The sequence below is a fragment of the endosymbiont of Acanthamoeba sp. UWC8 genome (assembly GCF_000730245.1).
GTDB lineage: Bacteria > Pseudomonadota > Alphaproteobacteria > Rickettsiales > Midichloriaceae > Jidaibacter.
The window spans coordinates 221204-246415 of the sequence record NZ_CP004403.1 but is presented as its reverse complement, the minus strand read 5'-3'; the positions used below and the strand labels follow the sequence as shown (position 1 = coordinate 246415).

At 34.4% G+C, this 25212-nt stretch carries 18 protein-coding genes, 2 tRNA genes and 2 pseudogenes; 8 read left to right on the top strand and 14 right to left on the bottom strand.

The window, feature by feature from the left end; genetic code table 11:
• Nucleotides 1-44 precede the first annotated feature (44 nt).
• The 8 genes and pseudogenes from I862_RS08235 to def all read right to left on the bottom strand — a co-directional run bounded on the left by I862_RS08235 (nucleotide 45) and on the right by def (nucleotide 9301).
• Complete coding sequence (locus I862_RS08235) at nucleotides 45-1529, bottom strand: hypothetical protein (RefSeq protein ID WP_038537967.1); 1485 nt, start codon at nucleotides 1527-1529, stop codon at nucleotides 45-47.
• A 73-nt stretch (nucleotides 1530-1602) separates the two neighbouring features.
• Nucleotides 1603-1740, bottom strand: a complete 138-nt coding sequence (locus tag I862_RS08360) for a hypothetical protein (protein ID WP_158499239.1) — start codon at nucleotides 1738-1740, stop codon at nucleotides 1603-1605.
• Nucleotides 1741-2169: 429 nt separating this feature from the next.
• Entirely contained in the window at nucleotides 2170-3255 is a 1086-nt protein-coding gene (locus tag I862_RS01115; protein ID WP_084173750.1) for a DEAD/DEAH box helicase, read from the bottom strand.
• A gap of 172 nt (nucleotides 3256-3427) precedes the next feature.
• Nucleotides 3428-3637, bottom strand: coding sequence for a cold-shock protein (locus I862_RS01110; protein ID WP_038537965.1), 210 nt, complete (start codon nucleotides 3635-3637; stop codon nucleotides 3428-3430).
• A 223-nt stretch (nucleotides 3638-3860) separates the two neighbouring features.
• Nucleotides 3861-6380, bottom strand: a complete 2520-nt coding sequence (locus I862_RS01105) for a gamma-glutamyl-gamma-aminobutyrate hydrolase family protein (protein WP_038537962.1) — start codon at nucleotides 6378-6380, stop codon at nucleotides 3861-3863.
• Nucleotides 6381-6472: 92 nt separating this feature from the next.
• A pseudogene (gene rodA / locus I862_RS08500) lies at nucleotides 6473-7467 on the bottom strand (rod shape-determining protein RodA).
• Nucleotides 7468-7596: 129 nt separating this feature from the next.
• Complete coding sequence (gene prfA, locus I862_RS01095) at nucleotides 7597-8676, bottom strand: peptide chain release factor 1 (RefSeq protein ID WP_052646287.1); 1080 nt, start codon at nucleotides 8674-8676, stop codon at nucleotides 7597-7599.
• Nucleotides 8677-8764: 88 nt separating this feature from the next.
• Nucleotides 8765-9301: a peptide deformylase gene (gene def / locus I862_RS01090; protein WP_038537958.1), complete on the bottom strand. Its 537-nt coding sequence runs from the start codon at nucleotides 9299-9301 to the stop codon at nucleotides 8765-8767.
• A 183-nt stretch (nucleotides 9302-9484) separates the two neighbouring features.
• Between def and I862_RS01085 the strand changes: the two genes are divergently transcribed.
• Complete coding sequence (locus I862_RS01085; protein WP_148299459.1) at nucleotides 9485-10618, top strand: hypothetical protein; 1134 nt, start codon at nucleotides 9485-9487, stop codon at nucleotides 10616-10618.
• A 65-nt stretch (nucleotides 10619-10683) separates the two neighbouring features.
• Here the strand turns inward: I862_RS01085 and I862_RS01080 are convergent, their stop codons facing one another.
• Both I862_RS01080 and I862_RS01075 read right to left on the bottom strand, forming a co-directional pair.
• The gene (locus tag I862_RS01080; protein WP_038537952.1) at nucleotides 10684-10932 is read right to left on the bottom strand and encodes a hypothetical protein; all 249 of its coding nucleotides are present in this window, start codon (nucleotides 10930-10932) and stop codon (nucleotides 10684-10686) included.
• 69 nt (nucleotides 10933-11001) lie between these two features.
• Nucleotides 11002-13998 carry a YhdP family protein gene (locus I862_RS01075; protein ID WP_038537949.1) on the bottom strand — a complete coding sequence of 999 codons (2997 nt, stop codon included), beginning with the start codon at nucleotides 13996-13998 and terminating at the stop codon, nucleotides 11002-11004.
• Between the two features lie 95 nt (nucleotides 13999-14093).
• On the opposite strand from I862_RS01075, the gene I862_RS01070 reads away from it, so the two are divergent.
• The 5 genes and pseudogenes from I862_RS01070 (at nucleotide 14094) to I862_RS01050 (ending at nucleotide 17057) form a co-directional block, all read left to right on the top strand.
• Nucleotides 14094-14708: a LolA family protein gene (locus I862_RS01070; RefSeq protein ID WP_038537946.1), complete on the top strand. Its 615-nt coding sequence runs from the start codon at nucleotides 14094-14096 to the stop codon at nucleotides 14706-14708.
• Nucleotides 14709-14804: 96 nt separating this feature from the next.
• Nucleotides 14805-14879, top strand: a tRNA-Gly gene (locus I862_RS01065).
• Nucleotides 14880-14940: 61 nt separating this feature from the next.
• Nucleotides 14941-15016, top strand: a tRNA-Ala gene (locus tag I862_RS01060).
• Between the two features lie 243 nt (nucleotides 15017-15259).
• Nucleotides 15260-16010: pseudogene (locus tag I862_RS08790) on the top strand (HrgA protein).
• A 294-nt stretch (nucleotides 16011-16304) separates the two neighbouring features.
• Entirely contained in the window at nucleotides 16305-17057 is a 753-nt protein-coding gene (locus I862_RS01050; protein WP_158499238.1) for an ankyrin repeat domain-containing protein, read from the top strand.
• A 32-nt stretch (nucleotides 17058-17089) separates the two neighbouring features.
• Here the strand turns inward: I862_RS01050 and I862_RS01045 are convergent, their stop codons facing one another.
• The 4 genes from I862_RS01045 to I862_RS01030 form a co-directional block, all read right to left on the bottom strand.
• A complete protein-coding gene (locus I862_RS01045) occupies nucleotides 17090-19141 on the bottom strand; it encodes a S9 family peptidase (protein ID WP_038537940.1) in 2052 nt (683 codons plus the stop codon).
• Between the two features lie 86 nt (nucleotides 19142-19227).
• Nucleotides 19228-21906: an aconitate hydratase AcnA gene (acnA, locus tag I862_RS01040; RefSeq protein WP_038537937.1), complete on the bottom strand. Its 2679-nt coding sequence runs from the start codon at nucleotides 21904-21906 to the stop codon at nucleotides 19228-19230.
• A 116-nt stretch (nucleotides 21907-22022) separates the two neighbouring features.
• The gene (locus I862_RS07745; protein ID WP_052646284.1) at nucleotides 22023-22910 is read right to left on the bottom strand and encodes an FkbM family methyltransferase; all 888 of its coding nucleotides are present in this window, start codon (nucleotides 22908-22910) and stop codon (nucleotides 22023-22025) included.
• Nucleotides 22911-22912: 2 nt separating this feature from the next.
• The gene (locus tag I862_RS01030; protein ID WP_038537934.1) at nucleotides 22913-23140 is read right to left on the bottom strand and encodes a carbon storage regulator; all 228 of its coding nucleotides are present in this window, start codon (nucleotides 23138-23140) and stop codon (nucleotides 22913-22915) included.
• 107 nt (nucleotides 23141-23247) lie between these two features.
• Here I862_RS01030 and I862_RS01025 point away from each other — a divergent pair, with 107 nt between their 5' ends.
• Nucleotides 23248-24009: a flagellar biosynthetic protein FliR gene (locus I862_RS01025; protein ID WP_075260570.1), complete on the top strand. Its 762-nt coding sequence runs from the start codon at nucleotides 23248-23250 to the stop codon at nucleotides 24007-24009.
• 7 nt (nucleotides 24010-24016) lie between these two features.
• Nucleotides 24017-25102 (top strand): flagellar biosynthesis protein FlhB, encoded by a 1086-nt coding sequence (gene flhB, locus I862_RS01020; RefSeq protein WP_038537929.1) that lies wholly within the window; start codon nucleotides 24017-24019, stop codon nucleotides 25100-25102.
• Nucleotides 25103-25212: the final 110 nt, after the last annotated feature.

Sequence of the window (25212 nt, the reverse complement as noted above, 5' to 3'; positions counted from 1 at the left end):
TGCTGCTAGATGTAACAAATAAAATGTAGCAGCTCTGATTAAGGTTAATAAGTATAATCCGTTACATCAGGAGTAGAGCAAATAAGCGTAGGCCCATTAGGATCTTCAGGAAGATGTAAATTAGCCCCGGAAACACTTCCATCGGCATTATAGCATTTAAAGAAACCATTTATGCTAGGTGAAGGAGAATAAATCGGTTCAGGGCTTGCACTTGGCGTAGTAAAAGGAATGGGGGTTATAGTTGGTGATTCACTTACTACCGGCATACTAGCAAATACTTCTTCAAATTCTTTTGCCATATTTTTAGCTAAATTAGTTGCTTCAGGTGTTACACTTGCTTCAGGTGTTACACTTGCTTCAGGTGTTACACTTGCTTCAGGTGTTACACTTGCTTCAGGTGTTACACTTGCTTCAGGTGTTGCACTTGCTTCAGGTGTTGCACTTGCTTCAGGTGTTACACTTGCTTCAGGTGTTACACTTGCTTCAGGTGTTACACTTGCTTCAGGTGTTGCACTTGCTTCAGGTGTTGCACTTGCTTCAGGTATTGCACTTGCTTCAGGTGTTGCACTTGCTTCAGGTGTTGCACTTGCTTCAGGTGTTGCACTTGCTTCAGGTGTTGCACTTGCTTCAGGTGTTGCACTTGCTTCAGGTGTTGCACTTGCTTCAGGTGTTGCACTTGCTTCAGGTGTTGCACTTGCTTCAGGTGTTGCACTTGCTTCAGGTGTTGCACTTGCTTCAGGTGTTGCACTTGCTTCAGGTGTTGCACTTGCTTCAGGTGTTGCACTTGCTTCAGGTGTTGCACTTGCTTCAGGTGTTGCACTCTTATTTAGTTTCTTACCAAAAATGAATGAATACCATTTGGAAGAAGGTGTAGAATTTTCTTGATTATTATTAGTTGCGCCTAAATTTTCTTCCTTGTTTTCTTCCGGGTGCTTTATCGGCTCTCCATTTTCGTCATATTTATCAGCACCTGTAAAGGTATAAAATACCTTTTGAGTTGTATTTAACCCTTCTTTGAAAAATTTTGTAAAATTTTTATAAAATCCTTCTTTTGGGTTTTTCTGAGTTTTATCGGTAGTAGTATTAGAGGAAGCTTCCGTGTTATCATCTGTTACATCTTCGCCAGCTTTAGCTTCTTCATTTAATGTTGTGTTCGAAGAACCTTCTGTGCTACTGCCTGCTGTATTATCGCTAGCTTCAGTTTGTGGTTGTTGTGAAGTTTTAGCCTCTTCTTTAGGAGCAGAAGATTGCTCAGCTTTAGGTATTTTAGTTTCAGGAGTTGGCTCGGGTATTATTATTTCAGATTCATATTGTGTAATGATTTTTTGTCTGGATTCTTTAGATATTTGTATTCTTCCAATATACACTTCATTAAACACTTCTTTAGCAAATTCTTGCTGTTTTACTTTTGATGAAGCTACATATGTATTTAGCACATTTTCAATTATTTTACTCTTTATTTTATCAGGTGTGTTAATATCAGAAATTATTCTACTTAAGGCTGCTTCAGCAAATTTTTTTTTAGCCATCTTATTTACCATTTAATTTATTTATTTAATATAATAAAGTCCTTATTTCTTATTAGGGGCGTTAGTCTTTTATTCATTCATTATTAGGACTGTTAAATCCTTGTTCTAAATTATCTATAATTTCAGATTGCTCATTATATTCACTTGCAAATTTTGTGTAGTCATTCTCAACACGTTCATCCTGATCATTTAGTAATTTATTCTTATTCATATCTAGTTCTCATTATAATTAAAGCATATTATAACATACTAATATTTAAATTATGTTAAGGGGGAAGTGAAAAGTTGTTAATTTTTTATTAAGCTTAGCCTTAATCTACACAAAAGCAGTAAAATGCAATTATTTTAAGGTTATAGGAATTGTAAGTTATTAAATTTTCAAGTTAAAATATGAATGTTTTTGCCGGAGGATGGATTAATTACCGTATATGTTTAAAGTAATAAAACCCTTATCTTTATTTAAGGGCATACTTTGGTTATTAGGTTCTTAACAATTCATTCATTGCTACAGTTGCCTAAATCCTATTCAAAATTATCTATAATTTTATATTGCTTGCGCTATTTTATAAAATTTTATCATAAAAAAACTCCCTTAAGGGTTGCCTCAAAGGAGTTTTAAATACTTAGAGTTAAATGAAGTTTATGCTTGCTTCATTATACGTTTAATCGCCGTCCATTTTTTACCATCAGCAGGAACTATGAAGCTAACCGCCGAACCTTTAGCGCCGGCACGTGCAGTTCTTCCTAAACGGTGAATATAGTCTTCCGGGCATCTTGGCAAGTCATAATTAATTACATGCCTAATGTGATTAATATCAAGACCGCGTGCCGCAATATCAGTTGCAACTAAAATTCTAAAATCTTGAGATTTAAAGTTTTTAACCACTCTCTCACGTTTTCTGTGTGGAATATCACCATGGAAAGGAGAAGTGTTTTGGTTATCATTATTTAATTTGAAGCTTAATTTATCCGCACCGCTTTTTGTACTGACAAATATAATTATTGAGCCGTCACGCTTACTTAGCTCAGATAAAAGGTCATCGTATTTATTTCTTTCAGTAGTGTTAACCATCTTCTGATCAATATTTTTAACCGGAGTATTAACTGTACCGGCATTTATGACCGCAGGATCCGTTAAATATTTTTTAGATAATTTAATTACTTGCGGGGTTAGGGTAGCAGAGAACATTAAAGTTTGACGATTCTCTCCCATAAAGCTTATAACTTTTTCAATTTGCGGAGTAAAGCCAATATCCAGCATTCTATCAAACTCATCTAAAACTAATAAGTTAAAGAATTTAAGATTTATACTTCTTCTCTTTATGTGGTCGTTAACTCTTCCCGGTGTTGCTACAACTAAGCGCGGTTTTGCCTTAAGTTGTCTTAATTGTTTTCCTATATCGGCGCCGCCGACTAATAGTGCGGTCGGAAATCTTCCGTCTTGAGGCATAAGGCTTTCAACAACCTGCATTATTTGTAGAGCTAGCTCTCTTGTCGGAGCTAAAATTATAGCATGGCTTTCTCTGGAAGCCATTAACTTTGAAAAAAGCGGGATAAGAAAAGCTGCTGTTTTCCCAGTGCCTGTCTGTGCAGTGCCTATAATATCTTTGCCTGTTAATGCAATAGGAATTGTTTCCGCTTGAATTGGGGTAGGGGTTGTATAACCCATTTTAGTAATAGATTTCATTAATGAATCAGAAAGATTCATTGTATTAAAGTTACTCATAAAAAAACTCTCATATTAAAACTAAATGAGGAAGGTTTTAAATATCTTCCTCATCTAATATAGATTTATAATTTTCTAGCTTTTAAGCTTTTAGATATATATAAAACTTGTTTTGAAAGCTTTTTTTTACGGAACTTTAAAAGAAGTTTTATTAGAAAATTGTTTAGGTTAATTAGCCTTTTAAAAGCTGTAAATTAACTGCAGATTCTTTATTGTCTTTACCTTTATTAACTTCAAAAGTAAGTTTTTGACCTTCACGAAGTGAATTTAAACCAGCGCGTTCAACTGCACTAATGTGAACAAAAATGTCCCCACCTTCTTCTAATTCAATAAAGCCATAACCCTTTTGAGCGTTAAACCATTTAACTGTTCCTGTTGACATAAGTAGCGTCCTTTTAATAAATTTGTTGCACAATCTTACGTAATTCCATGCTTCAAATATATAAAAAAGAGCTTGTGGATTCGCGTAAAAATAATTTTGATATAGTAGTGCATATACATAAACCCGTCAATACAAAAGAACCGAAGAGCCGATATTAATTTTAGTAAATCTTTTTAACGAAAGATTAAAATACCGGCTTTAATATTGTTATTATTATAATTTGCTACCAACTTATTAAGTGCAAAATCTCAGTGTTTTCAATATTAAATGGTTGTTCATGCTGTTCATTTTGAGTAATATTTGTTTTTTGATTATTACATTCCTTAAGCCTATGCTTAATTTTACTCATATAAATTTCAGGATAAATTTCATTATTGTAAACAGCCTGATGATGCATTTTGCTTAAATTTATAAAATTATCCAGCCAAACCATTTGGTAATTTACAGCCCCTTCACCATTATCAATATTATAATAATGTTCGGGATGAAATTGCGTAGCATAGCTTAATCCGTTAATATGAGCATATGACATCGGTATCTCATCTTCTGAAATTGCACCTAGCTCAATATCGTTTCCAAGCTTATTTAAAACTCCCGCAAAGTGGTGAGCAGTGTCGCCCATAAATTTTATCTCCGGAAACTCGCAACTTAAGAGAGCTTGCTGTTGTTCCAGTGAAGTCATCGCCTGGAAGTGCGCAAGCGTTCCCTTAAGGTATGAAATTTCATGTCGACCATGGTCATAATCATTCAACGGGCTTAAATATCCTTTATTATAAAGTATAAAATGTTGCGCTCCTGCACACATGCCCATATAGGGAATATTGTACAAGGAGGTTTTATCTAGTGCTAATTGATAAGTTTCTTCAATTTCATACTGCGGTTGCCAGTCTGTTATATTAAACTCATTAAGATGCTTCGGGTAACTGTCTCCTGCGCCCGGGTTTATCCACCCGTCAAATTGCTTAACAAATTCATCTCCCCCGCTTTCCAGCATCTCTTTAGTAACCAGATGGAACATTACATCGGAATGCTTTTTCATTACCAGCCTTGCAAATGCGTATATGCCAGTTGACCAAAAATGCTCACCGTGGCTAATTGCTATGTGGGTCTTATCAGTCTGTTGTGAAGGTAAAAACAGATCCGAATCTTCTTTAAAGAAATAAAATAACGGGTCTTTTGATTTATTTATTACCAGTTCTTTGTGTGCCTGGTTGCTCAGGTAATGATCTATAACGTTCTCTCCGTTAGAAAGTATAATATCAATGTCTTTATATTGAGCCATAATTATATCGTATATTTTTTCTACTTCTTTCTCATCAACTCCTCTGGAGTCATAAGCTCTCGGTAACATTAGAATTCCGGATACCTCATTATTATTAGCTTCAGTAAGGTCAACCCCCATTTCTATTAGTTTATTGGCTAGGGCGAAGTCTCGATTTAACAAAGCGATATGCAATAAATTAAAGCCGTATTTATTAATCGGCTTAGCTTCTTCTATTGCGTGCGCGGTAATATTTTGCGATTCGATTATAGCAATTTCTATATCGCTAAGGTTGCTTTCAAAACCATTTTGGTAATTAAAATAATCTTTGGTTAAATTATATTTGTCTAAAAATAATCCGGTTTCGGAATTTGATTTGCCCTCCGCCCTTAAATATTGGTAAATTTCTTTTTCTGAATAAGTATCAGGGAACCTTTTTTGTATTTCCATGCAAGCCGTAATTGAATAGCAGCTTTCAATATAAGCAGAGATAGAGAGTATATTATCCGTGCCTCTGGAAAGAACTAAGTCAAGAAGCTCATATTCACCCAGCCCTGCAAATTCTTCAATTAAAAAATTATTCTTTTTTGTATAATTAATCTCCACACCTTTATTTAAAGCAAGCTCAAGTAATTCTTTTACAAACTCTTTTTGTAAGCCCAAATCATAGTTAAGATAATTTTCTATAGTTAAACAATTAATTATTGTTTTAGTAAGTGCATCGGGTGATAGCCCATTGCTAAGCAAATATTCAACAGCAGCAATATTAATATTTGTAAGATTGAATAAACTTAAATCATAAAAGGTATTATCAATATCCGGTTTATGCTTAAACGCGATATCAAAGTATTTTTTTTGTATCTCATGTATTTCTAAACCATTTTCAGGATTACTAAACAATGCTTTAGCAAATATTACTTTTAAATCGAGTCCTTTTTCGATGAGAAGGTGAATAAACTCATTCGGTAGGTTGTCCGGTAATGATTTGTGATCCAGCTCATTAATTATTTCTTTATTATCTTGTATAAGGTGGTCTAGTAACGATTTCGCTTTATGTAAGATTTCTTCCTGGCTATCCTGTTGATTTAATATTTCAAAAATGCTTTTGAATGCTAAATTTTGAGGGTATCCTCTATCAAGTAAGAGCTGAATTTCATAGATATTTAAGTTGTCAAAAACATATTTTAATTCATTTAATTTTGCGCCCTTTAAAACTAAATAATCAATACATTCATACTTTCTTTCCATTGAGCCATCATGGAAATTTGCTTCAAAATTAATAGTTTCTTCGATTAGATCTTGTACATTGTAATGTTCAAGTAAAATATCTAATCTTTGGAATGAATCTTTAAATTCCTGTAAATCTTTATCAAGTTGAATAACGTTTAGAGAACCGATTAGCTTTCTTATTATGCTTATACGGTGTAAAGATTCATCGGTTGGTAAATCTACAATAGATTCCCTTTGGAAAATTTTACTCATTGTTAGCCTCCCCCGTTAACAATAAGTATATCAGCGTAATAGATTAAAATGATATTGCAATGAAATTTTATATGCTTGATATATAAGGAGTCTTACAATGACTTAGTAAGCTTTAAACTTTTATGACTTTGGGAATTAAGCACAATCCCGATACCCAAAAATGAGGCAATCAAATTTGACCCTCCGTAAGAAAGAAAGGGCAGGGGAGTTCCGACTACAGGTAACATACCCGAAATCATTCCTATGTTAATAAACACATGAACAAATAGCATGGTTGCAACTCCGACTGAAGCAAGCCTGCAAAAATGGCTGTCACAATTAAATGATATGTAATAACAATATAAGCTAACTATAAAATACATAATAAGTAATATAGCAACGCCAACCAAGCCGAACTCTTCGGCAAGTAAAGTAAATATGAAATCAGTTTGGTTTTCAGGTAAGAAGCTAAGTTGATTTTGCGAGCCTTGTAAGAAACCTTTGCCTAATACTCCGCCCGATCCGATTGCAATCTTAGATTGAATAATGTTATATCCTGCGCCTAAAGGATCGCGTTCCGGCTCAAGGAAAGTGAGTACACGCTGTTTTTGGTAATCATGCATAAACTGCCAAATAACCGGCAGAATACCTAAACCCGCTATAATGACCAGAGCAAATTTCCAAATCTTCACTCCGGAAACAAAAAAAATCGCAGCAGAAATCATAATAATTATTGCCGCAGTACCGAGATTAGGTTGCTTTAAAACAAGAATCACAGGAAGTAAAAAATTAATATTGGAATTATAAGAGATTTAAAGTTGCTTACCTGGTTCGAATGCAAGGTATGAAAATAGCGTGCCAATGATAATATGATAGCAAGTTTAACGAATTCGGAAGGTTGTATATTTAAGGAACCTAGTTTTAACCATCTCTGTGCTCCCATTGCCTTATGCCCGAGAACCTCAGCTAAAACCAATAAAAAGAGACAAATGAAATAAAAGACATATGCATATTTAAAAATTAAATATGTATCAACTAAGCATAAAAGAATAATTAACGGAAGAGTAAACAAAATTGTATAAAGTTGTTTAATTGCCCAGGGTTCCATCTTGCCGTTAGCAGCAGAATATAACAATGCAACTCCGACTAAAGAGATGGAAAACGTAATTAATAATAGTTTCCAACTAATGTTAAGGAATTTATGACCATTTGCAGTATTAAATTCCTTACTCATTTTTTAATCCTCAGAGGCAGAGAGTTTTTCAGCTTGGTCTTCAGCATTTAATGCGTCTATAAACGGATCTATAAACCCTTCATTGGTAACTTTATTCAGATCATACAAAGTAATGTTTATTCTGTGGTCTGTTACTCTGCTTTGCGGATAATTGTAAGTTCTGATTCTTTCCGACCTGTCTCCGCTTCCCACTTGCCCCTTTCTAAGTGCTGAGCGTTCAGCTTCGATTCTTTCCCTTTGTGCTTCGAATAGCCTTGATCTTAGTATCTTTAAGGCTCTTGCTTTGTTTTTATGTTGAGATTTTTCATCTTGTTGGGTAACGACTACCCCGGTAGGTATATGGGTGATCCTGACTGCGCTATCGGTTGTGTTTACGTGCTGTCCTCCTGCACCGCTTGCTCTAAAGACATCAATTTTTAGATCTTTTTCTTCGATATGAATATCAACCTCTTCGGCTTCAGGTAAAACGGCAACTGTTGCAGCTGAAGTATGAATTCTTCCGCTTGACTCGGTTTCCGGAACCCTCTGCACCCTATGCACTCCTGATTCGAACTTAAGTCTTGCAAATACGCCTCGACCGGTAATAGAAACAGAGATTTCTTTGTATCCGTCTAAACCAGTTTCCGATGCTGATAATATCTCAACTTTCCATCGGTTTTTTTCAGCATATCTTTGATACATTCTAAAAAGTACTGCCGCAAAAAGTGCAGCTTCATCTCCGCCGGTTCCTGCTCTAATTTCTATAATAGCATTTTTCTCATCGTATTCATCCTTCGGAATTAAAGCAACTTTAAGTTCTTGCGTAAGATCTTCAAGCTGTTTAGTGCTATCTTTAATCTCCTGCTGGACAACTTCTTTAAAATCAGGGTCAAGATTGGGATCTTTGAGCATTTGCTCGAGCTCTTGCTTTGCATCTTCGGTTTTTCTGTATTTTTGTGCTAAGGGAACGATCTGCTCAAGATCCGATCGCTCTTTAGCTATTTTAGAAAATTCAGCAGAGGGAATAGCGTCCGGATTTAAGAATCTTTGATTCAATTCATCAAAACGGCCAATAATTTTATCTAACTTTTCACTAAATGACATAAACTACTTTTTTGTTTGCATAGTATTTTAAAACTTCTATTTATTCAAGTGTAATCGGGGCGGTAGTTTTTAATAATCCGCTTAACTCTTAGGATTTAATGCATTCTTTTTTACTTACGGCAGCAATATCTTGCATTGTACAAAGCTTATCTATAAATAAAATACCGTCCAAATGATCGAGCTCATGCTGTAAGCACCTTGCAAACCATAAGTCATATTCTGATTTTGTGCCGTCGATTACCAGTTTTTTAAAGTTACCTTGCAAATCCCGGTATTCAATCGTGATGCTGATAGGTCTTTCAACCTTACCGTTCACTAAAGTACCATTGTCGCTTTTTACTGATAAGCACCCTTCGTCTAAAATTACCGTTTCTTTAGATAAAAATTTAATCTTAGGATTTATTATAACAAGAGGGTTCTTTTCTTCTTTAATTGGGATATCTACAACTAATGCTCTAATCGGCTTGCCTACCTGAATTGCCGCAATTCCCATGCCTTTTTCCTCATACATGGTTTCAATTAAATCATCAATAAAATTTGTAAGCTCCGCATCAAATTTTTGGACGGGTTTTGAAACTTTTCTTAGTAAAGGATCTGGTTCTTTTATAACTTGCATTAAAGCCATGTAATTACTCTTAAATATTAGAAATATATACTTATATAAGAAGTTTTATTACATATAAGCGTTAAGCAACCATTAGTCAATTATTTATAAGTAAGTAATAAAGTAAAATTAATTGATAACAGAAATAAATCATATTAGTATCTTGGATAATATTTGTTATCATTTGTTACAGGGGTTTTTACTATGAGTCACGCTATAATAAAGTTGTTACCAAGGTTGGTAGTGCTATCATGCACACTTTCGCTTTTGGGTTGCTCTAGCGCGATTAATCCATGGTATAATAATAAGCACCCGCAAAGAAAACAATCATTTATAAAACGCCATCCGGTTAGGGATAATATGTTTGTTGAAAACGGCGGCCTATCTAAAAAATCTAAAAACAATCCTTTTACTACTGATATCGGAGCAAACGGATTTTATTCAACTAATCCCGGAATTAAACCTATTAATAAAACTACCGGGGTTTATAAGAATCCTCTAGGCGGATCATATAGTGCTGAGGTCGAAAGAAATAACGCAGTTACGCAGCACCAAAACACTGAAACTAAGAAGAAAGGTGAGGAATCTTCTATTATGAGCTTCTTTAAGGGTGGGGTAGGAAAAACAAAAAGCTTTTTTAGCGGTGAAGATAATAGCTCCTCTTCACAGCAAAATGATATAGAGCAAGCACCGACGGAAGTTAAGAGAGTACCGAAGGGAAATTATGATACAAGCAATCAATCATTACCCGACGATGATTTAAATATAACGGAGCAGGGAGGTAGCTCGAGTTTGGGTTATAGCTATTATGACTTTGCGGATGATTTGCCGCCCCCTTCTGCTGCCGCAGTAACAACAAAACCTAATGTCCCTAGTTCAGAGTTTAGAAAACCTAAAGTTGTAAATAATGATGTAACTATTAATAATATAGGATATGAAGAAACCCGAGAAGTTCCTATTAATAAAGGAATAAACCACAGAGAGGTGATATTTTACCCCTATCCGGAAAAGACTGAATTTGATGAGTATTGCTTGCAGCAAAATAAGCCAACCTCTTCATTTAAAGAATTCTTTAAAAAGTATGCTAAAAAAGCATCCGGCATTTTTAAATTTAATGAAGCAAATGCAGCTGAAGTTGAAGATAATAAAGCTGATTCCAATAATGAAGTGAATGAACTAAGTAAGTTAAAGACTCCGGTGATTACCGATCAGGATATGGAAGAAAATAAAAAGATTACCCCCGATTTAAAAGATGTACCGCCTTTGCCACAAAACTTAAAGGAACTAAAGAGGTATCAGGAAGAAGCTAAAAACTTAGAACAAAAGACTAATGAGTAATTGTATATGCTGCTTAGTTCTTTAAATAAATTTTAAGCAGCATTTTAAAGTTTTATAGTATCAATTTATTTACTAATCCCGCTTAAGTGATCAGCTGAATTAAGTACAAAGCTATTAACAAAGCTTGAAGTTAAGCTAACCTGGTTTGAAATAACTGTGAGTATATAGGCTGCAGATGTCAGGATAGCCTGAGAGATAAGTGCAGTGGAAGCTTCATATTTTTCTTGTGCATCTTTATGCAAAGGTTCCGTTGCATAAAGTGCTTGTTTTAAAGAGAGGACTTTATCGTCATTACTCAGTTTAATTATTTTCATGAATTACTCATATATTTTATTTTCGCGTAGGCAATATATCATGTTAAATCAATAATTAAAGAGCAAATCTTAAAATATATTTCTTAAAAATCCGGGGGTTAATATAGAGAGCGGATTTACCGAGGGAGAAGGGCCTTCACCCTCTAAACTACCCTTTAAAGCAAATTTAGTGCCTATAATTCCTGAGTTTTTGCCGCCTGAGATGGTGCTACCGATTAGTGGAATGTTATCAACAATAGAGTTAATAATATTTGCAGGAACTAATGTGCCTGAAATATCAATATATTTTTTGTTTAAGTCTATAGTGCCTTCGGTAACAATAGTTAAAACCGCACCTTTCTGGACGCAATTATTTATGGTTATAATCCCGGATTTAAAAGTGAATGGGCAGCTTAACTTATCGAAAGATACGCCTTTACCTTGCATAATATTAATAATTCCTGATGCAGTCGTAAGTGAGGATATTGAGAGTAGCTTAGTAAAGATAGGAGCATTTTTTAAATTAAAATCAGTTATATTCAAACTACCCGTAAGGGTATCTTTTTGTGAATAAGTTCCGGTCAGCTTCAATGACCCATGTTCTATATTAGATGAAATACCGAATGCGGCAATAATTTTACCGGCATTGGAGGTTTGTATATTAAGAATGGGATAATTGAGGCTTGCTTCTATTGTTTCATTATTTCCTAAACTTCCGTTTAAACTAAAGAAATTACAGCTGCTTTGGGTGCATTTTGCATTAAATGCCGGAGAATTAATAATTACTCCGTTTTTAAGCACCAACCTCCTTATTTTACTTTCAAATATAAATGGTTTATCTCGCTTAGTGTTTGATGTTTCGGAAAGTTTAGAAAAATCTAAGGTACTTAAGTTTACCTCATTACCTCTTAAAAGTAAGTAATCGGACTTTATGGAGTTTTTATAGGTAAAACCGAATGAGCTGCCTTTTACAATTGTTTTATTGGAATTTACACTTGCAATGTTAAAGTCTTGGTCTGTTTCAATTGTGCCTTCGCTGGTAAGGTTTGGAATACTTAGTTTGTAATCTTTAATTTTATATTCGCCATTTATGTTATCCAATTTTAATTTTAAAAAACCCGGATCTCCGATTCTCTTTTTAACTCCTATTTTACTAATATTTAAGCTGTTATTCTTTAAATTAATTTCAATTTCTGCACTGGTTGCCTGGTTTAAATCCTTAGTGATAACTAAATTAGCAGGGATTTTATTATTGCTTGCAATAATATTACCGATACTATGCCCCTGTTTATTAATAAAATCCTTAGTTAGTGCCAGCTCTACCTTAGTTTTACTAATATATTTATTAGTATCTTCTGGGCTTAAAAACTCTTCGTGATTGATTATAAGCGGAACATTATCAGCAAAATCCGCCGTGCCGTTTATAAGTAGAATATTATCTTTTAAATTTACTTTTAATAACCCATTAGAAATCGGGTATTTATTAAATACTTCAGTTTTAAGGTCGGATATTTGAGAAGCCACGCTAAGATTGAAATTTTTATTATTTTCTTCTCCTATAAGTGGGATTAATATTTCTAATTCAGAAATTATATTGCCCTGTAAGTTTTTAAACTCCGAGTTTTGTTTTTTAGAGTATATATAAGCTAAATCTATAGAATCCTGAACTGAACCGATTAATTTACCTTTAATATCAAGCATAGTATTTTTGCCGATAAGATCATTGATATTAATATCAAAATCTTTAAGTTCGGAAGAAAGTATTTTTCCATTTTTAATTTTTATATCAATTTTATTTGGATAAATATCTATTATGCCGTCAATATTACTTATTAAAGGGGAGTCTTTAGGATATTGTAAAGCTGCATTTTCAATCGGAAATGTTACATATAAACTATCATCTTTTAAATCTTTTCCGTTTGCCAAATCCTCGAGGTTAAAATGTAAGTGTGCGCTAACTCCCTTTATTTCTGCCGCTTTTAAGTACTCGCTTAGCCAAGTATATGACTTAGGAGATAAGGTTCTCGGCCAGAGTTTTAATACTTGTTCTAAGTTAATTTTGCTGGTGCTTGTATTTATACTTAATATGTTATCAGTAAATTTCCCGCTTACTAAAATTTGATTGCCTTGGAAAAGAATCTTAAGCCTTTCAAATTCAATAGTGCTACAGCTGTTTAAACACTTTCCTAAAATTGTTAAACTATCTATTATTACCGGTGTGGTAAAATCCTGATTAGGGTTGATTAAGCCTTTAGTGCTGTTAATATTAAAGTTAAGTTGATCAAAGGTATTAAACTTTGTAGTTATTGCTTTAAAATTTAAATCTAATTTAATATCTGCATTGTTAAGTATCTTTGTACCAAAGCCAAGCTCATTAAGAGATTTATAACTTATCCCTTTAACTACTCCTGAGATAACAAGTTCTTTTTTAGAAGAAGTATTAAATAAAGAATTAATGGTAATATTTTCCTTATTTATTTTTGCTTGTACTTTTGCTCTAAGTAATAGGGTGTTACCACTTTTTACCGGACTAAATGAAGCTTTTTCAACCTTGAATGTAATTGGGTTATTATTCTTTATGAATGTGAAGCTGGTATTAAGAAGTATGAAATTAAATCTTTTTAATCTCTTTTTATTTTTTAAAATAAAGTTATCAATTAAGTCTACCGGAATATCCTTGGTTAACTCCTGATTTCCGCTTTTTAAAGGAGCAAAGTTAATTTTATCAAGTGAAAGTTCTAAATTAACCAGCGGTTGCTTGGTGAAAGGGATTAAACCAGCCGGATGGAATTTTATCTTTGTATTAGTTAAAACAAAAGGGTCATAATTTGATAGAGTAATGTTTAGGTTATTAATATCAAAATATATGCTATAGTCTTTTTTATTAAGGCCGGCTTTTAACTCTTTTATGTTAAATTTTGCATTAGGTACTAATTTGGTCGCTTGATTTGAAACATATTTTGCAGCGAATGGTATGGATTTTGAACCGGTTGCAAGCCAAATATAAGTTGAAAACAACAATATTGCCGCTAAAGCAACTAAGCTGAAAATAATTTTACTTAATATCTTAAAAGCCCTAATAACCACTTGAATATTTGAGTTGGGTTCACTTATTATACTACTGTAACATAAAATAATAAATTTTTAACGTTTTAAAATACAAGAAATATAAGGAAAGTCATATGTATAATAAATCACTTCTTTTTATCTTTTTTTTGCTAATCCCGAATATAATGTTTGCAGCTGCTGATCCCGTTATTGAAGTTGAAAACTATCTAAACTCAATTACAACGTTTAGCGCTGATTTTAAGCAATATGGCAGCGATGGTACAATTAAAGAAGGTAAGTTTTTATTATCAAAGCCAGGCAAGATGAAATGGGAATACTTAAAGCCAAAAAAAGCACTTGTTATCAGTAACGGAAAAAATATAGTATATTATGATTATGAGCTGGAGGAGGCTAGTTATATTTCAACCAAAGCCGTACTTGCTCACTTTTTAAGTAAAGAAAGAATCAACCTTGCAAAAGATGTGCATGTTGAGAAATATACGGCAGGCAAGCATTGTTCCGAACTTGTTATCTCAGAGAAGAACAAAGATTACGAAAAATCAGCTATAGCCGGGTTGACACTTAAGTTTGAACGTGATGATAATCATAAAATAAAGTTAGTAGAAGTTGATGTGATTGATGAAAGCGGGCAGGAAATAGAAATTATATTTAATAATATAAAAACTAATACTAAGATTAATAAATCTGAATTTATATTTAAAAACCCTAACTTTTTTAGTGGTTCTTAAGCTATAACTCCTGAAGAAACAATCCAGGATGAGAAATTTTAAAAATACTATTGCAATTATTAATTTTACAATTATATTGGCATTTGCTTAAAACATGCGGGTGTAGCTCAGGGGTAGAGCACAACCTTGCCAAGGTTGGGGTCGAGGGTTCGAATCCCTTCTCCCGCTCCATTTTATGCTTGCTTTTTTATAAAAACATATTTATAAGCAAGTAAGCAGTTTTAAAGCATATGGGGACATAGCTCAGTTGGTAGAGCACCTGCTTTGCAAGCAGGGGGTCATCGGTTCGAATCCGTTTGTCTCCACCACATAAAATCCGGCTTTCAGCAATATCTTCCTTCTCTATCTTACTAAAGTTTGATTATTTTCTATGCTCTGTATAAAATGAATTGCTATTAACATTAACTAATGTGCTGTATGGTATTAAGGATATAACACCAAATCAGATTTATTCCGTTTTGTGTAATATGACTTATAAACTTTTGCTTTCTATTGTCATTTTTTGATAAATTGATAGGATTACTTGTCCTTGAACCCTAAAAAGTAAGAATATGAATCTGGATTTAAGTAAAAAAATCATCGAGTACCTATCGAAGCATCCTGGGCAGAAGTTTATTGCCCGGGATATTGCAGAGTGGATATTTGAAATCTATCCTGATGAGTGCGAGGCCAAACGGGAGCGCAGTAAAGCAATTGTTAATAAGCTTGATGATGATCAAGCATTAATCCAGCAAATTATCGCAGAAATCGGGGCGCGGCGTAAGCACATGCAGAAATGAAATGCAAAACTGAAAACCATAGAAGAGCGACCCCGCAAATATTACTACACGACTCAAAGCGATCAGGCCGAAATAGAGGAAGCAGAATCTGATTTCTTCTGTGCATCAATACCTCAAAGGGAGATGGCGCATTTAGATAAAAAAAACAAATTGTGGTCATTTGAAGTTAAGCTGCTCATCAACCGTTCAAATGTTCGCCGGGCATTCTTTCAGGCAGTATCTAATTCTTCCTGGGCTAACTATGGCTATTTGGTAGCGGCGGAATTGGAAGGTTCCGATACCAAGCGTGAATTGCAGATTCTTTCTGCACTACACGGAATCGGCTTTATCTTGCTTGATAGTAAAACTCCTGTAGAGAGTCAGGTGTTAATTCCTGCTAAAGAGCCGTATTGAAATTGATTGGGATACTGTAAATAGGCTAGTTGAAGAGAATAGGGATTTTCAGGGCTTTATTGAAGAGGTTACCTGTTTTTATCAGACCGGCAAAACTAAGCGGTATAATTGGGATATTGAAGAGGATTAGCCCGCCTCCAAAGTACTGGTGATTTTGGGGTTTTCGGCTGCAATATCCGAATACCTTTCTTGAACATTTATTATAAATTATACTTAAACACCCTTTGTATATTCTTTTGTTTATTGCTATATAGGTTACTTATAATAATTATTTATTTATTAAATAATTTTGTGGTTACTATTTATATTAAGTGTAGTAATTAACTAGCATGCAAGCTAGCTAGCTAGTACAATATTAAGTATAAGTAATATGCTTATAAATTATAAAAATATAAAAATAATATTATTATTTTGGAAAATTAAAATGAAAGATAAAATTAATGAGCAATCCATAGAAGCTGTAAAGGCAGGGGATTTAAAAAGGGTAGATGAACTAATAAGAAACGGGGCTGGTATTTATGTTAAGACCAAAAGCGGTGAAACGGCTTTACATTTTGCTGCAAAGGGTGGGAATCAACTTATAGTAGAATCTTTACTAAAAAAAGGACTTGAAGTTAATGCTAGAACGGAAGAGGATAAAACCCCGATTCACTATGCTGCACAAAAAGGGTGCAACCATATAATTGAGCTTCTTGAAAGATATGGTGCCAATATTCATGCTGTAACTATAGACAATGAAACGGCTTTACATTTTGCTGCTGAAGGCGGGCATCAAGATACAGTAGAATTTTTATTAAAAAAAGGATTTGAAGTTAATGCCAAAACTGAAGAAGGTGAAACCCCGATCCATTATGCTGCACAAGACGGGCATAACCATATAATTGAGCGTCTTGTAGACAAAGGAGCAGATATTAACGCTGTGGCTGAGGATGGAGAAACAGCTATGCATTTTGCCGCACGCGGCGGGCAACTTCACACGGTTGAGTTCCTTAAAGAAAAAGGATTAGAAGTTAATTTAAAAAATAAGCGAGGTGAAGCTCCGGAGGATTGTGCCTTTCTCGAAGGAAAAGCTGATGTTGTAAGTTTTTTAAATAAATTTGAAGTTAAGACATGGGCTGAAAGAATAATTACAGAACTTGCAATAAATAAAGATTCTGTGCGAAATTCACGTTTATAAATATTAAAACTAAAGGGCTTGAGATATAATAATCAAGCCCCGAAGATTTTAAGTATAAAACTATATTCCTGTGCGATATCCTTTAAGTATCCAAACCTGCCTGAAGCTCCGCAGTGGCCGGCGTCCATATTAGTTTTAAGCACGAGCAGGTTATTATCCGTTTTATATTCCCTAAGTTTTGCTACCCATTTTGCCGGTTCCCAATAAGTTACTCTTGGATCGGTTAATCCGGCTGTTACATATAATGCCGGGTAATCTTGTCTCTTTATATTATCATAAGGTGAATAAGATTTAATATAGCGGTAATATTCTTCATTTTTAGGATTACCCCATTCGGAATATTCTCCTGGAGTTAAAGGTAAATTTTCATCGAGCATAGTGTTTAGCGCATCGACATAAGGAACATCCGCAACAGCCATTTTAAATAAATCAGGCCTTTCATTCACGCAGGCTCCAACCAGCAAACCTCCTGCACTACAGCCGACTATTACAATATTTTGTTTACGAGTATAATTATTAGCGATTAAGTATTCGGCACAAGCAATAAAATCATCAAAAGTATTTTTCTTATTTAATAACTTACCATCCAGATACCATTCTTGTCCCATCTCATCACCGCCTCTAATATGAGCGATCGCATATACAAACCCTCTATCCAGTAGGGAAACTATATCAGAACGGAATCTTGCATAGGTAGCACATCCGTATGAACCGTATCCGTAAAGGTATAACGGATTAGAGCCGTCATGCTTAAATCTATCTTTCCTATAAACTAAAGAAATCGGTATTTCTACACCATCCTTACCTTTAGCAAATATTCTTTCTGAAGCATAGTGAGATTTATCATACCCACCTAATACTTCCTTAGTTTTTAAGGTTTCTAATTGATTGTCAGAGAAGCTGCTTTCCATAACCGCCTCAGAGGAGTTTAATGAAGAATAGGAAAACCTAATATTTGCAGCATTAAAAGTTGTGAAAATCGGGGCGATAAAGTAGGTAGGATCGGGAAAATTTATCTCATGGTAGTTTCTAAAATCATAATCATATACTTTTAAACAACTTAAACCTTTGTACTGAGACTGCACCACTATTTTATCTTTAAAGGTAAAGAAATCAGTTAAGTAATTTTCATTGCTATGCGAGATAACTTCCTGCCAATTAGCCGATTCAGGACTAGTTAAGGGAGCTTTTACCAACCTAAAATTTTTCCCGCCTGAATTGGTTCTTATATAAAAATATTCACCTCTGTGCTCGATATAATAAAGGTGATCATCTTTCCTCGGCTCAATTAACTTTGGCTCTAAGGTATCCGAGTTAAAATCAATTACCCAATTTTCATTATAATCTTTACTTTCAGACTCAATTATTAAAAATTGTTCACTTTTTGATCTGCCAATGCTGACCCTGAATATTTGGTCATTTTCCTTGAATATCACCTTATCTTGCTCGCTTGAAGTGCCGAGTTCATGGTAATAAACCTTATCCGTTCTCCAAAATTCATTAAGTTTAGTATAAAAGAACCCTTTCCCGTTCTTATGCCAAACTATGCTTCCAATGCTATCACTAATTTCATCTTTTAATAATGTGTTATTATTTGAATTTTTAACATATATAGTATATCTTTCACCGCCCGTAGTATCAGTAGAATATGCTAACATAGAGTGATCGGGACTTACGGCAACTGCTCCCAAATCAAAGAAACAAAGATCTTTTCCAAGCTCATCACAATCAAGAATAACTTCTTCAGGATTATCCAAGGAATTTTTCTTCCTGCAAAAAATCTGGTAGTTGGAATGCTCGGTTGTTTTGGAGTAATAATAATATTCATTGCGCTTTATAGGATAGGTGGTATCAGTGAGCTTTATACGGTTCTTAAGCTCATTATATATAGCCTCTTCCACATCTTTTTGAGAAGCCATAATACTATCAAAATATTTATTTTCTTCCCTTAGGTAATTTAGAACTTCTTCATCTCTAACATCCGGCCAGTTTTTATCTCTTAACCAAGCATAATCATCAGTTAATTTTTCACCATGGATCTCAAATATATAAGGAATTTTTTTGGTAACAAGAGGTAAGGACATAAGGTTCTACTTTATTAGTGTGATTACTGATAGAACCTTTTGTATCTTTCTTCGTCTGCTCTTTCAAGCAAATATTAATTAAATAATTAAACTAATTTTCTAAGCACATATTGTAAAATACCGCCATTATTCACATATTCCACTTCAACTTCAGTATCAACTCTTAGAGTTAAAGTAATTTCATGAATAATCATACCATCTAATGAAATAGTACATTTAACCGGTTTAAGCGGGGTAATATTTTCCAAACCTGTAATATGCACAGTTTCCTTGCCAGTAAGCTTTAAATTTTTCCAGGTTAAACCGTTTTGGAATACTAAAGGCATAACTCCCATTCCAACTAAGTTTGATCTATGGATTCTTTCAAAACTTTCAGCAATAACCGCTTTTACCCCTAAAAGATTAGTTCCTTTAGCTGCCCAGTCTCTGGATGAACCAGTTCCGTATTCTTTACCGGCAAAAATTACCAATGGAATATTTTCTTCTCTGTATTTCATTGCAGCATCATAAATGCTTTCAACCTCACCTTCACCCATATATTTGGTTAAGCCGCCTTCAGCACCGCCGGCCATCTCATTTTTAATCCTGGTGTTGGCGAAAGTTCCACGCATCATAACTTCATGGTTGCCGCGTCTTGAGCCATAAGAGTTAAATTCATCGACGGGAATATTATGGCTAAGTAAGTATTTAGCAGCCGGGCTGGTTTTAGCAATATTTCCTGCTGGGCTAATATGATCGGTTGTAATGCTGTCACTAAGAAGAGCAAGTATTCGAGCATTTGATATATTATCCGTTCCGCTCGGATTAATGCTCATATTTTCAAAGTATGGAGGTTGCTTGATATAAGTACTCTTATCATTCCATGTATAATTAAGCCCGGTTGAAATGGTGATTTGCTTCCATTCTTCTTCGCCTTCAAAAACTTCGGCATATTTACTCGCAAACATCTGAGGCGTAATTACACTGCTCATGACTTCTCTAATCTCTTCATTACTCGGCCAAATATCTCTTAAGAAAACATCGTTCCCATGCTTATCTTTACCGATCGGCTCGGAGCTTAAATTAATTTCCATCGTTCCTGCAATCGCATAAGCTACACAAAGCGGTGGCGAAGCAAGATAGTTAGCTCTTACATAAGGGTGTACTCTTCCTTCGAAGTTTCTATTCCCTGAAAGAACGGCTGCAACTACCAGATTGTTATCCACTATAGTTTTTTCAATTTCTTCAAGTAAAGGCCCTGAATTACCTATGCATGTAGTGCATCCGTAACCGACCAGATAAAACCCCAATTCATCAAGATAGTGTTGCAAGCCGGATTTACTCAAATACTCGCTAACCACTTTTGATCCCGGAGCGAGTGAAGTTTTCACCCATGGTTTAACATTTAAGCCTTTTTCTAAAGCTTTTTTAGCTAATAGTCCTGCACCGATCATTACGCTCGGGTTAGAGGTATTAGTACAACTTGTGATTGCAGCAATAACTACATTACCGTTGCCGAGTGTAAAGCTTTTGCCCTGAACATGAAATTCTTTATTCGTATTAGAGCTGTCTTTATTTAAGCTTGGTAACTCTTTTTGAAAATTTTGAGGTATTGCAGAAAGGTTTATCTTATCTTGAGGTCTTTTCGGCCCTGCTAAACTTGGTTCTACTTCGCTTAAGTTTAACTCTAAGGTATCGGTGAATTCCATATTCATTGAGTCATCGCGCCATAAGCCCTGTTCTTTAGCATAAGTTTCAACTAATTCGATTACTTCTTTAGGTCTTGCCGATAACTCCAAATATTTTATAGTTTCTTCGTCAATCGGGAAGAACCCGCAAGTTGCCCCGTATTCCGGTGCCATATTAGCAATTGTGGAACGATCCGCCAGCGGCAAATATTTTAAGCCTTCTCCGTAAAACTCAACGAATTTACCGACTACACCTTTTTTACGAAGCATATTAGTAACAGTTAGCACTAAGTCAGTTGCTGTTACGCCTTCTCTTAAGTGGCCGGTCATTTTAAATCCAATTACTTCCGGCAGTAACATTGAGATAGGCTGCCCGAGCATTGCAGCTTCCGCTTCAATACCTCCGACTCCCCAACCGAGAACTGATAAACCGTTAATCATGGTTGTGTGGCTATCCGTCCCGACCAAAGTATCAGGGTAGGCAAAAGTTTCACCTCCCATCGACATTGTCCAAACTACTTGAGCTAAATATTCTAAATTTACTTGGTGGCATATCCCGGTGCCCGGAGGCACAACTCTAAAGTTATTGAAAGCATCCTGACCCCACCTTAGGAATTCATATCTTTCCAGGTTCCTTTCCATTTCATATTTTACATTCACTTTTAAAGAATCAGGGGTGGCGTATTTATCTACCTGCACAGAGTGGTCAATTACCAGATCAACGGGAATAAGAGGGTTAACTTTGTTCGCATCTCCGCCCAATTTATTTATTGCATCACGCATGGCAGCAAGATCAACCACAGCCGGCACTCCGGTAAAATCCTGCATTAAAACTCTAGCCGGTAAAAAGGCTATCTCATGATCGGATTTTTTGGTTTTTAACCATTCAGCGACAGCTTCAAGATCTTTTCTTTTAACAACTCGGTTATCTTCAAACCTCAAAAGATTTTCTAAAATAATTTTCATTGAAATAGGGAGCCGTTTAGCATCAATATTTAAGTTTTGAGCTGCTTTATTCAGATTAAAATAAGTATATTCCTTATTTCCGATTTTTAACTTACTTTTTGCCCCGGTGCTATTTTTATCCCCGAATTTCATAATCCCCTCAAAATATAAAAGCTTATATTCTTTTTAATTTAACTTATAATTCAATAAAATACCATAAAAAGTTAAATATAACATTATAGTTATTTTTTTGTTTTATCTAAATCTTCTTAACCGATATAGTCTTTAGTGATTAATACATCGGCATTTTCTAAGATAAGCAATTGGTCTTTAGTAATCAACTTCATGCTTCCGTCTTGATTAATTATCCAAAATTCAAATTTTGCATTAGTAAAATTATCTATAAGTCTTGGGTAAATATCTCCATAATAGGCAAACTTTTTAAAGTTCCAATGTAATATTATGCTTAATTTAGGAGATCTGCTTATAATTCCTTTAGCTCCTTTAATGATTGCAAGTTCGCTTCCGTTGGTATCTATTTTAATTAAGGAAACATCACTTAAATCAGGAAGTAAGTAATCAAGTGCTTCTGCATTTTTTTCAATATAATGATCTTTTTTAGCATTTGTTGTTTTAGTGCTTATTATAGTTGAGGAAAGTGTAGGGTATTCCGTATAAGTTTCTAAGAAAGCTTTATTATTTTCCGAAGAAAGTAAATTATTAAATACTTTAGTATTCTTCAGCTTATTCATATTAACTGAATAACGAAGCAGTTTAAATACATTCGGAATTGCTTCAAAACTATAAACTTCTCCATCTGTTGCAAGTTTAGACATTAAAACGGTATGATACCCGTAGCCTGCACCTATATCAATACATGTAGCATCATTTTTAACTATCTTCTTAATAATAGGCGTCAAATGTTCTTTATATGTGCCGTGCTCAATAAGAGCTTTGCCCTGATATTCATCATGACTGTTTACGAGCAGCGGGAACTCATACTTAGTTTCAACTAAAACCACATCTTTTGTCTGCCGGGTAAGTAAAGTATAACTGATGAGATAGGTAATTACGGCAGTCAATACAATTACTAAAGTTATTACGGCTGCAACCTGAAATTTTCTACTTAGTATTATTTCTTTTAATTTTTCTTTCATAATTATTTTACTTTATCATCATTACTATCATCTTGCTCAACATCAAAAGCGATAAGCGCTTCCAAGTTCTCTTTTTGCATTCTATCATATACTTCTTTTCTTAAAACCGAACAAGAATTTGGAAAACTAAGACCTAACTTTACATGTTTTCTTGTTATTTCAATAACTTTAATCTCAATATTATTATTTATAATAATGGACTCTTCCGGCTTTCTTACTAAATATAACATATAGACTTTTTAAACTGCTAATATTATTTAATGTTTATGTTAACTTAATATTGCAAATAAATGCAATTTGTTATTTGTTATCATTGAGTTAAATTTTAATTTTTTATATGACATTAGTTGAATTTTCCAATTCGGGGTTGTTTTCGGTTTTTCTTATCTTTAGTAGGGTAGGGTCAGCATTTATGTTCATCCCGGCTATTGGTGAAACAAGTATTCCTTCTATGGTAAAGGTAATCTTTGCCGGAGCTGTAAGTCTGCTAATTTTTTCGTCAATGCAAAATAATATTTTATTCCCTGATTCGGTGATTTCAATAGCAGCGTTACTGTTTGGGGAAATAAGCATCGGAATAATGATTGGGCTTGCAACTAAATTTATCATTAGTGCTGTGCATGTATTCGGATTAGTGATGGCAACTCAATCCGGCCTTGCATCTGCCATGCTTTTTGATCCTACTCAAGCTACCCAAGGTAGCTTGTTCGGTAATTTCTTTACTATGCTTGCTATAATGCTTATTTTAAGTCTTGATTTGCATTTAGTAATAATTTCCGGCCTTGCTGATACTTATAAACATTTACCGATCGGAGGGTTCGCCCAACATTTTGAGAGTTTTTCCGAGTTGATTATCAGAAGCGCATCAAGTGCTTTTATAACAGGGGTTAAAATGTCATTACCCTTTTTAGTAGTAAGTTTGATGCTCTTTTTAGGGGTGGGTATATTAGCAAAGCTGATACCGCAACTCCAAGTTATTTTCATTGATTTTTCCTATACAAATTATAATAAACGTTTTGGTATTTATATTTATACTATCAAGCCTCAGTATGTGGTTTGTAGATTATTACCAAGAGCAATTGTCACAGATTTACGGTAGTTAAAATATGTCGGATGATAAAGATACGGATCAAAAAACTGAAGAACCTACCCAGCGGCGGTTAGATGAAGCATTTAAAAAAGGGCAGGTGATTACTTCTAAAGAAGTAAATAATTTTATTACTCTGCTTGCATTTACCATTTTGCTAAGTTGGGTTTACCCCTATCTCTTGAAAATGATTCAAAATAAAATTTCTTTTTATATTTATTCGGCTCATCAGCTGGTTATAGGTGATAACGGGATAAGCATAATGCATCTTGTTAAGAGGTTGATCTTTGATTTTCTTTTTATATTATCTATTCCTTTAGTAATTGCGGTAATTACAATTATATTCAGTAATTTCGCACAGCATGGTTTTGTGTTGTCTGCTGAGGTGCTTAAGTTTGACCTAAGTAAAGTTTCCCCGATGAAGGGTTTCGGAAGAATATTTTCAATGAAGTCGGTTGTTGAGCTTATTAAAGGGATCTTTAAAATGATCGCGATTTCAATGGCAATATACCTGGCAATCTCTTCAGAGCTCAAGGTTCTGCCTATGATTCATACTTTAAGCTTTTACGGGTTTTTAGCACTCACTTTAAAGTTTATAACTAAAATGATGATAGCGGTTTGCATTGTAATGGGAGCAATTGCGGCCATCGATTATTTTTATCAAAGGTACGAATTTTATAAAAACTTAAGGATGACTAAAGAGGAGATAAAGGAGGAGTATAAGCAAACTGAAGGAAGCCCTGAAATTAAATCTAAGTTGAAATCGATTAGAATGGAAAGGGCGCAGAAACGTATGATGGCCTCAGTGCCGAGTGCTGATGTGATAATCACCAACCCGACTCACTTTGCAGTCGCTTTAAAATATGATCAGGATAACATGCCGGCACCGCAGGTTATCGCTAAGGGTCAGGATAATGTAGCGCTTAGAATAAAAGAAGTTGCTATTGAAAATATGATTCCCGTCATTGAAAACCCTCCGCTTGCTCGCGCACTTTACAGCTCTACCGAGATTGATCAGTATGTTCCGTTTGAGCATTATAAGGCGGTAGCTGAAGTAATTACCTATGTAATGCGCTTGAGGGGGAAGAAGTTTGGTAAGAAGTAGTTAATTATACATTCTAACAATTAAAAATTAGCTTATCGGTTATTACCAGAATTTAGTTCAAAAATATAGTTGTAAAATTCTTGATACTAATGATATTATTGGTAATTGGG

What these genes read in the sequence shown, in the direction of transcription:
- acnA (WP_038537937.1), bottom strand. Translation starts at nt 21,906, where the DNA reads ATGAAATTCGGGGATAAAAATAGCACCGGGGCAAAAAGTAAGTTAAAA.
- flhB (WP_038537929.1), top strand. Translation starts at nt 24,017, where the DNA reads ATGTCGGATGATAAAGATACGGATCAAAAAACTGAAGAACCTACCCAG.
- I862_RS01045 (WP_038537940.1), bottom strand. Translation starts at nt 19,141, where the DNA reads ATGTCCTTACCTCTTGTTACCAAAAAAATTCCTTATATATTTGAGATC.
- I862_RS01025 (WP_075260570.1), top strand. Translation starts at nt 23,248, where the DNA reads ATGACATTAGTTGAATTTTCCAATTCGGGGTTGTTTTCGGTTTTTCTT.
- I862_RS01115 (WP_084173750.1), bottom strand. Translation starts at nt 3,255, where the DNA reads ATGAGTAACTTTAATACAATGAATCTTTCTGATTCATTAATGAAATCT.
- def (WP_038537958.1), bottom strand. Translation starts at nt 9,301, where the DNA reads ATGGCTTTAATGCAAGTTATAAAAGAACCAGATCCTTTACTAAGAAAA.
- I862_RS01085 (WP_148299459.1), top strand. Translation starts at nt 9,485, where the DNA reads ATGAGTCACGCTATAATAAAGTTGTTACCAAGGTTGGTAGTGCTATCA.
- prfA (WP_052646287.1), bottom strand. Translation starts at nt 8,676, where the DNA reads ATGTCATTTAGTGAAAAGTTAGATAAAATTATTGGCCGTTTTGATGAA.
- I862_RS01050 (WP_158499238.1), top strand. Translation starts at nt 16,305, where the DNA reads ATGAAAGATAAAATTAATGAGCAATCCATAGAAGCTGTAAAGGCAGGG.
- I862_RS07745 (WP_052646284.1), bottom strand. Translation starts at nt 22,910, where the DNA reads ATGAAAGAAAAATTAAAAGAAATAATACTAAGTAGAAAATTTCAGGTT.
- I862_RS08235 (WP_038537967.1), bottom strand. Translation starts at nt 1,529, where the DNA reads ATGGCTAAAAAAAAATTTGCTGAAGCAGCCTTAAGTAGAATAATTTCT.
- I862_RS01105 (WP_038537962.1), bottom strand. Translation starts at nt 6,380, where the DNA reads ATGAGTAAAATTTTCCAAAGGGAATCTATTGTAGATTTACCAACCGAT.
- I862_RS01030 (WP_038537934.1), bottom strand. Translation starts at nt 23,140, where the DNA reads ATGTTATATTTAGTAAGAAAGCCGGAAGAGTCCATTATTATAAATAAT.
- I862_RS01070 (WP_038537946.1), top strand. Translation starts at nt 14,094, where the DNA reads ATGTATAATAAATCACTTCTTTTTATCTTTTTTTTGCTAATCCCGAAT.
- I862_RS08360 (WP_158499239.1), bottom strand. Translation starts at nt 1,740, where the DNA reads ATGAATAAGAATAAATTACTAAATGATCAGGATGAACGTGTTGAGAAT.
- I862_RS01080 (WP_038537952.1), bottom strand. Translation starts at nt 10,932, where the DNA reads ATGAAAATAATTAAACTGAGTAATGACGATAAAGTCCTCTCTTTAAAA.
- I862_RS01110 (WP_038537965.1), bottom strand. Translation starts at nt 3,637, where the DNA reads ATGTCAACAGGAACAGTTAAATGGTTTAACGCTCAAAAGGGTTATGGC.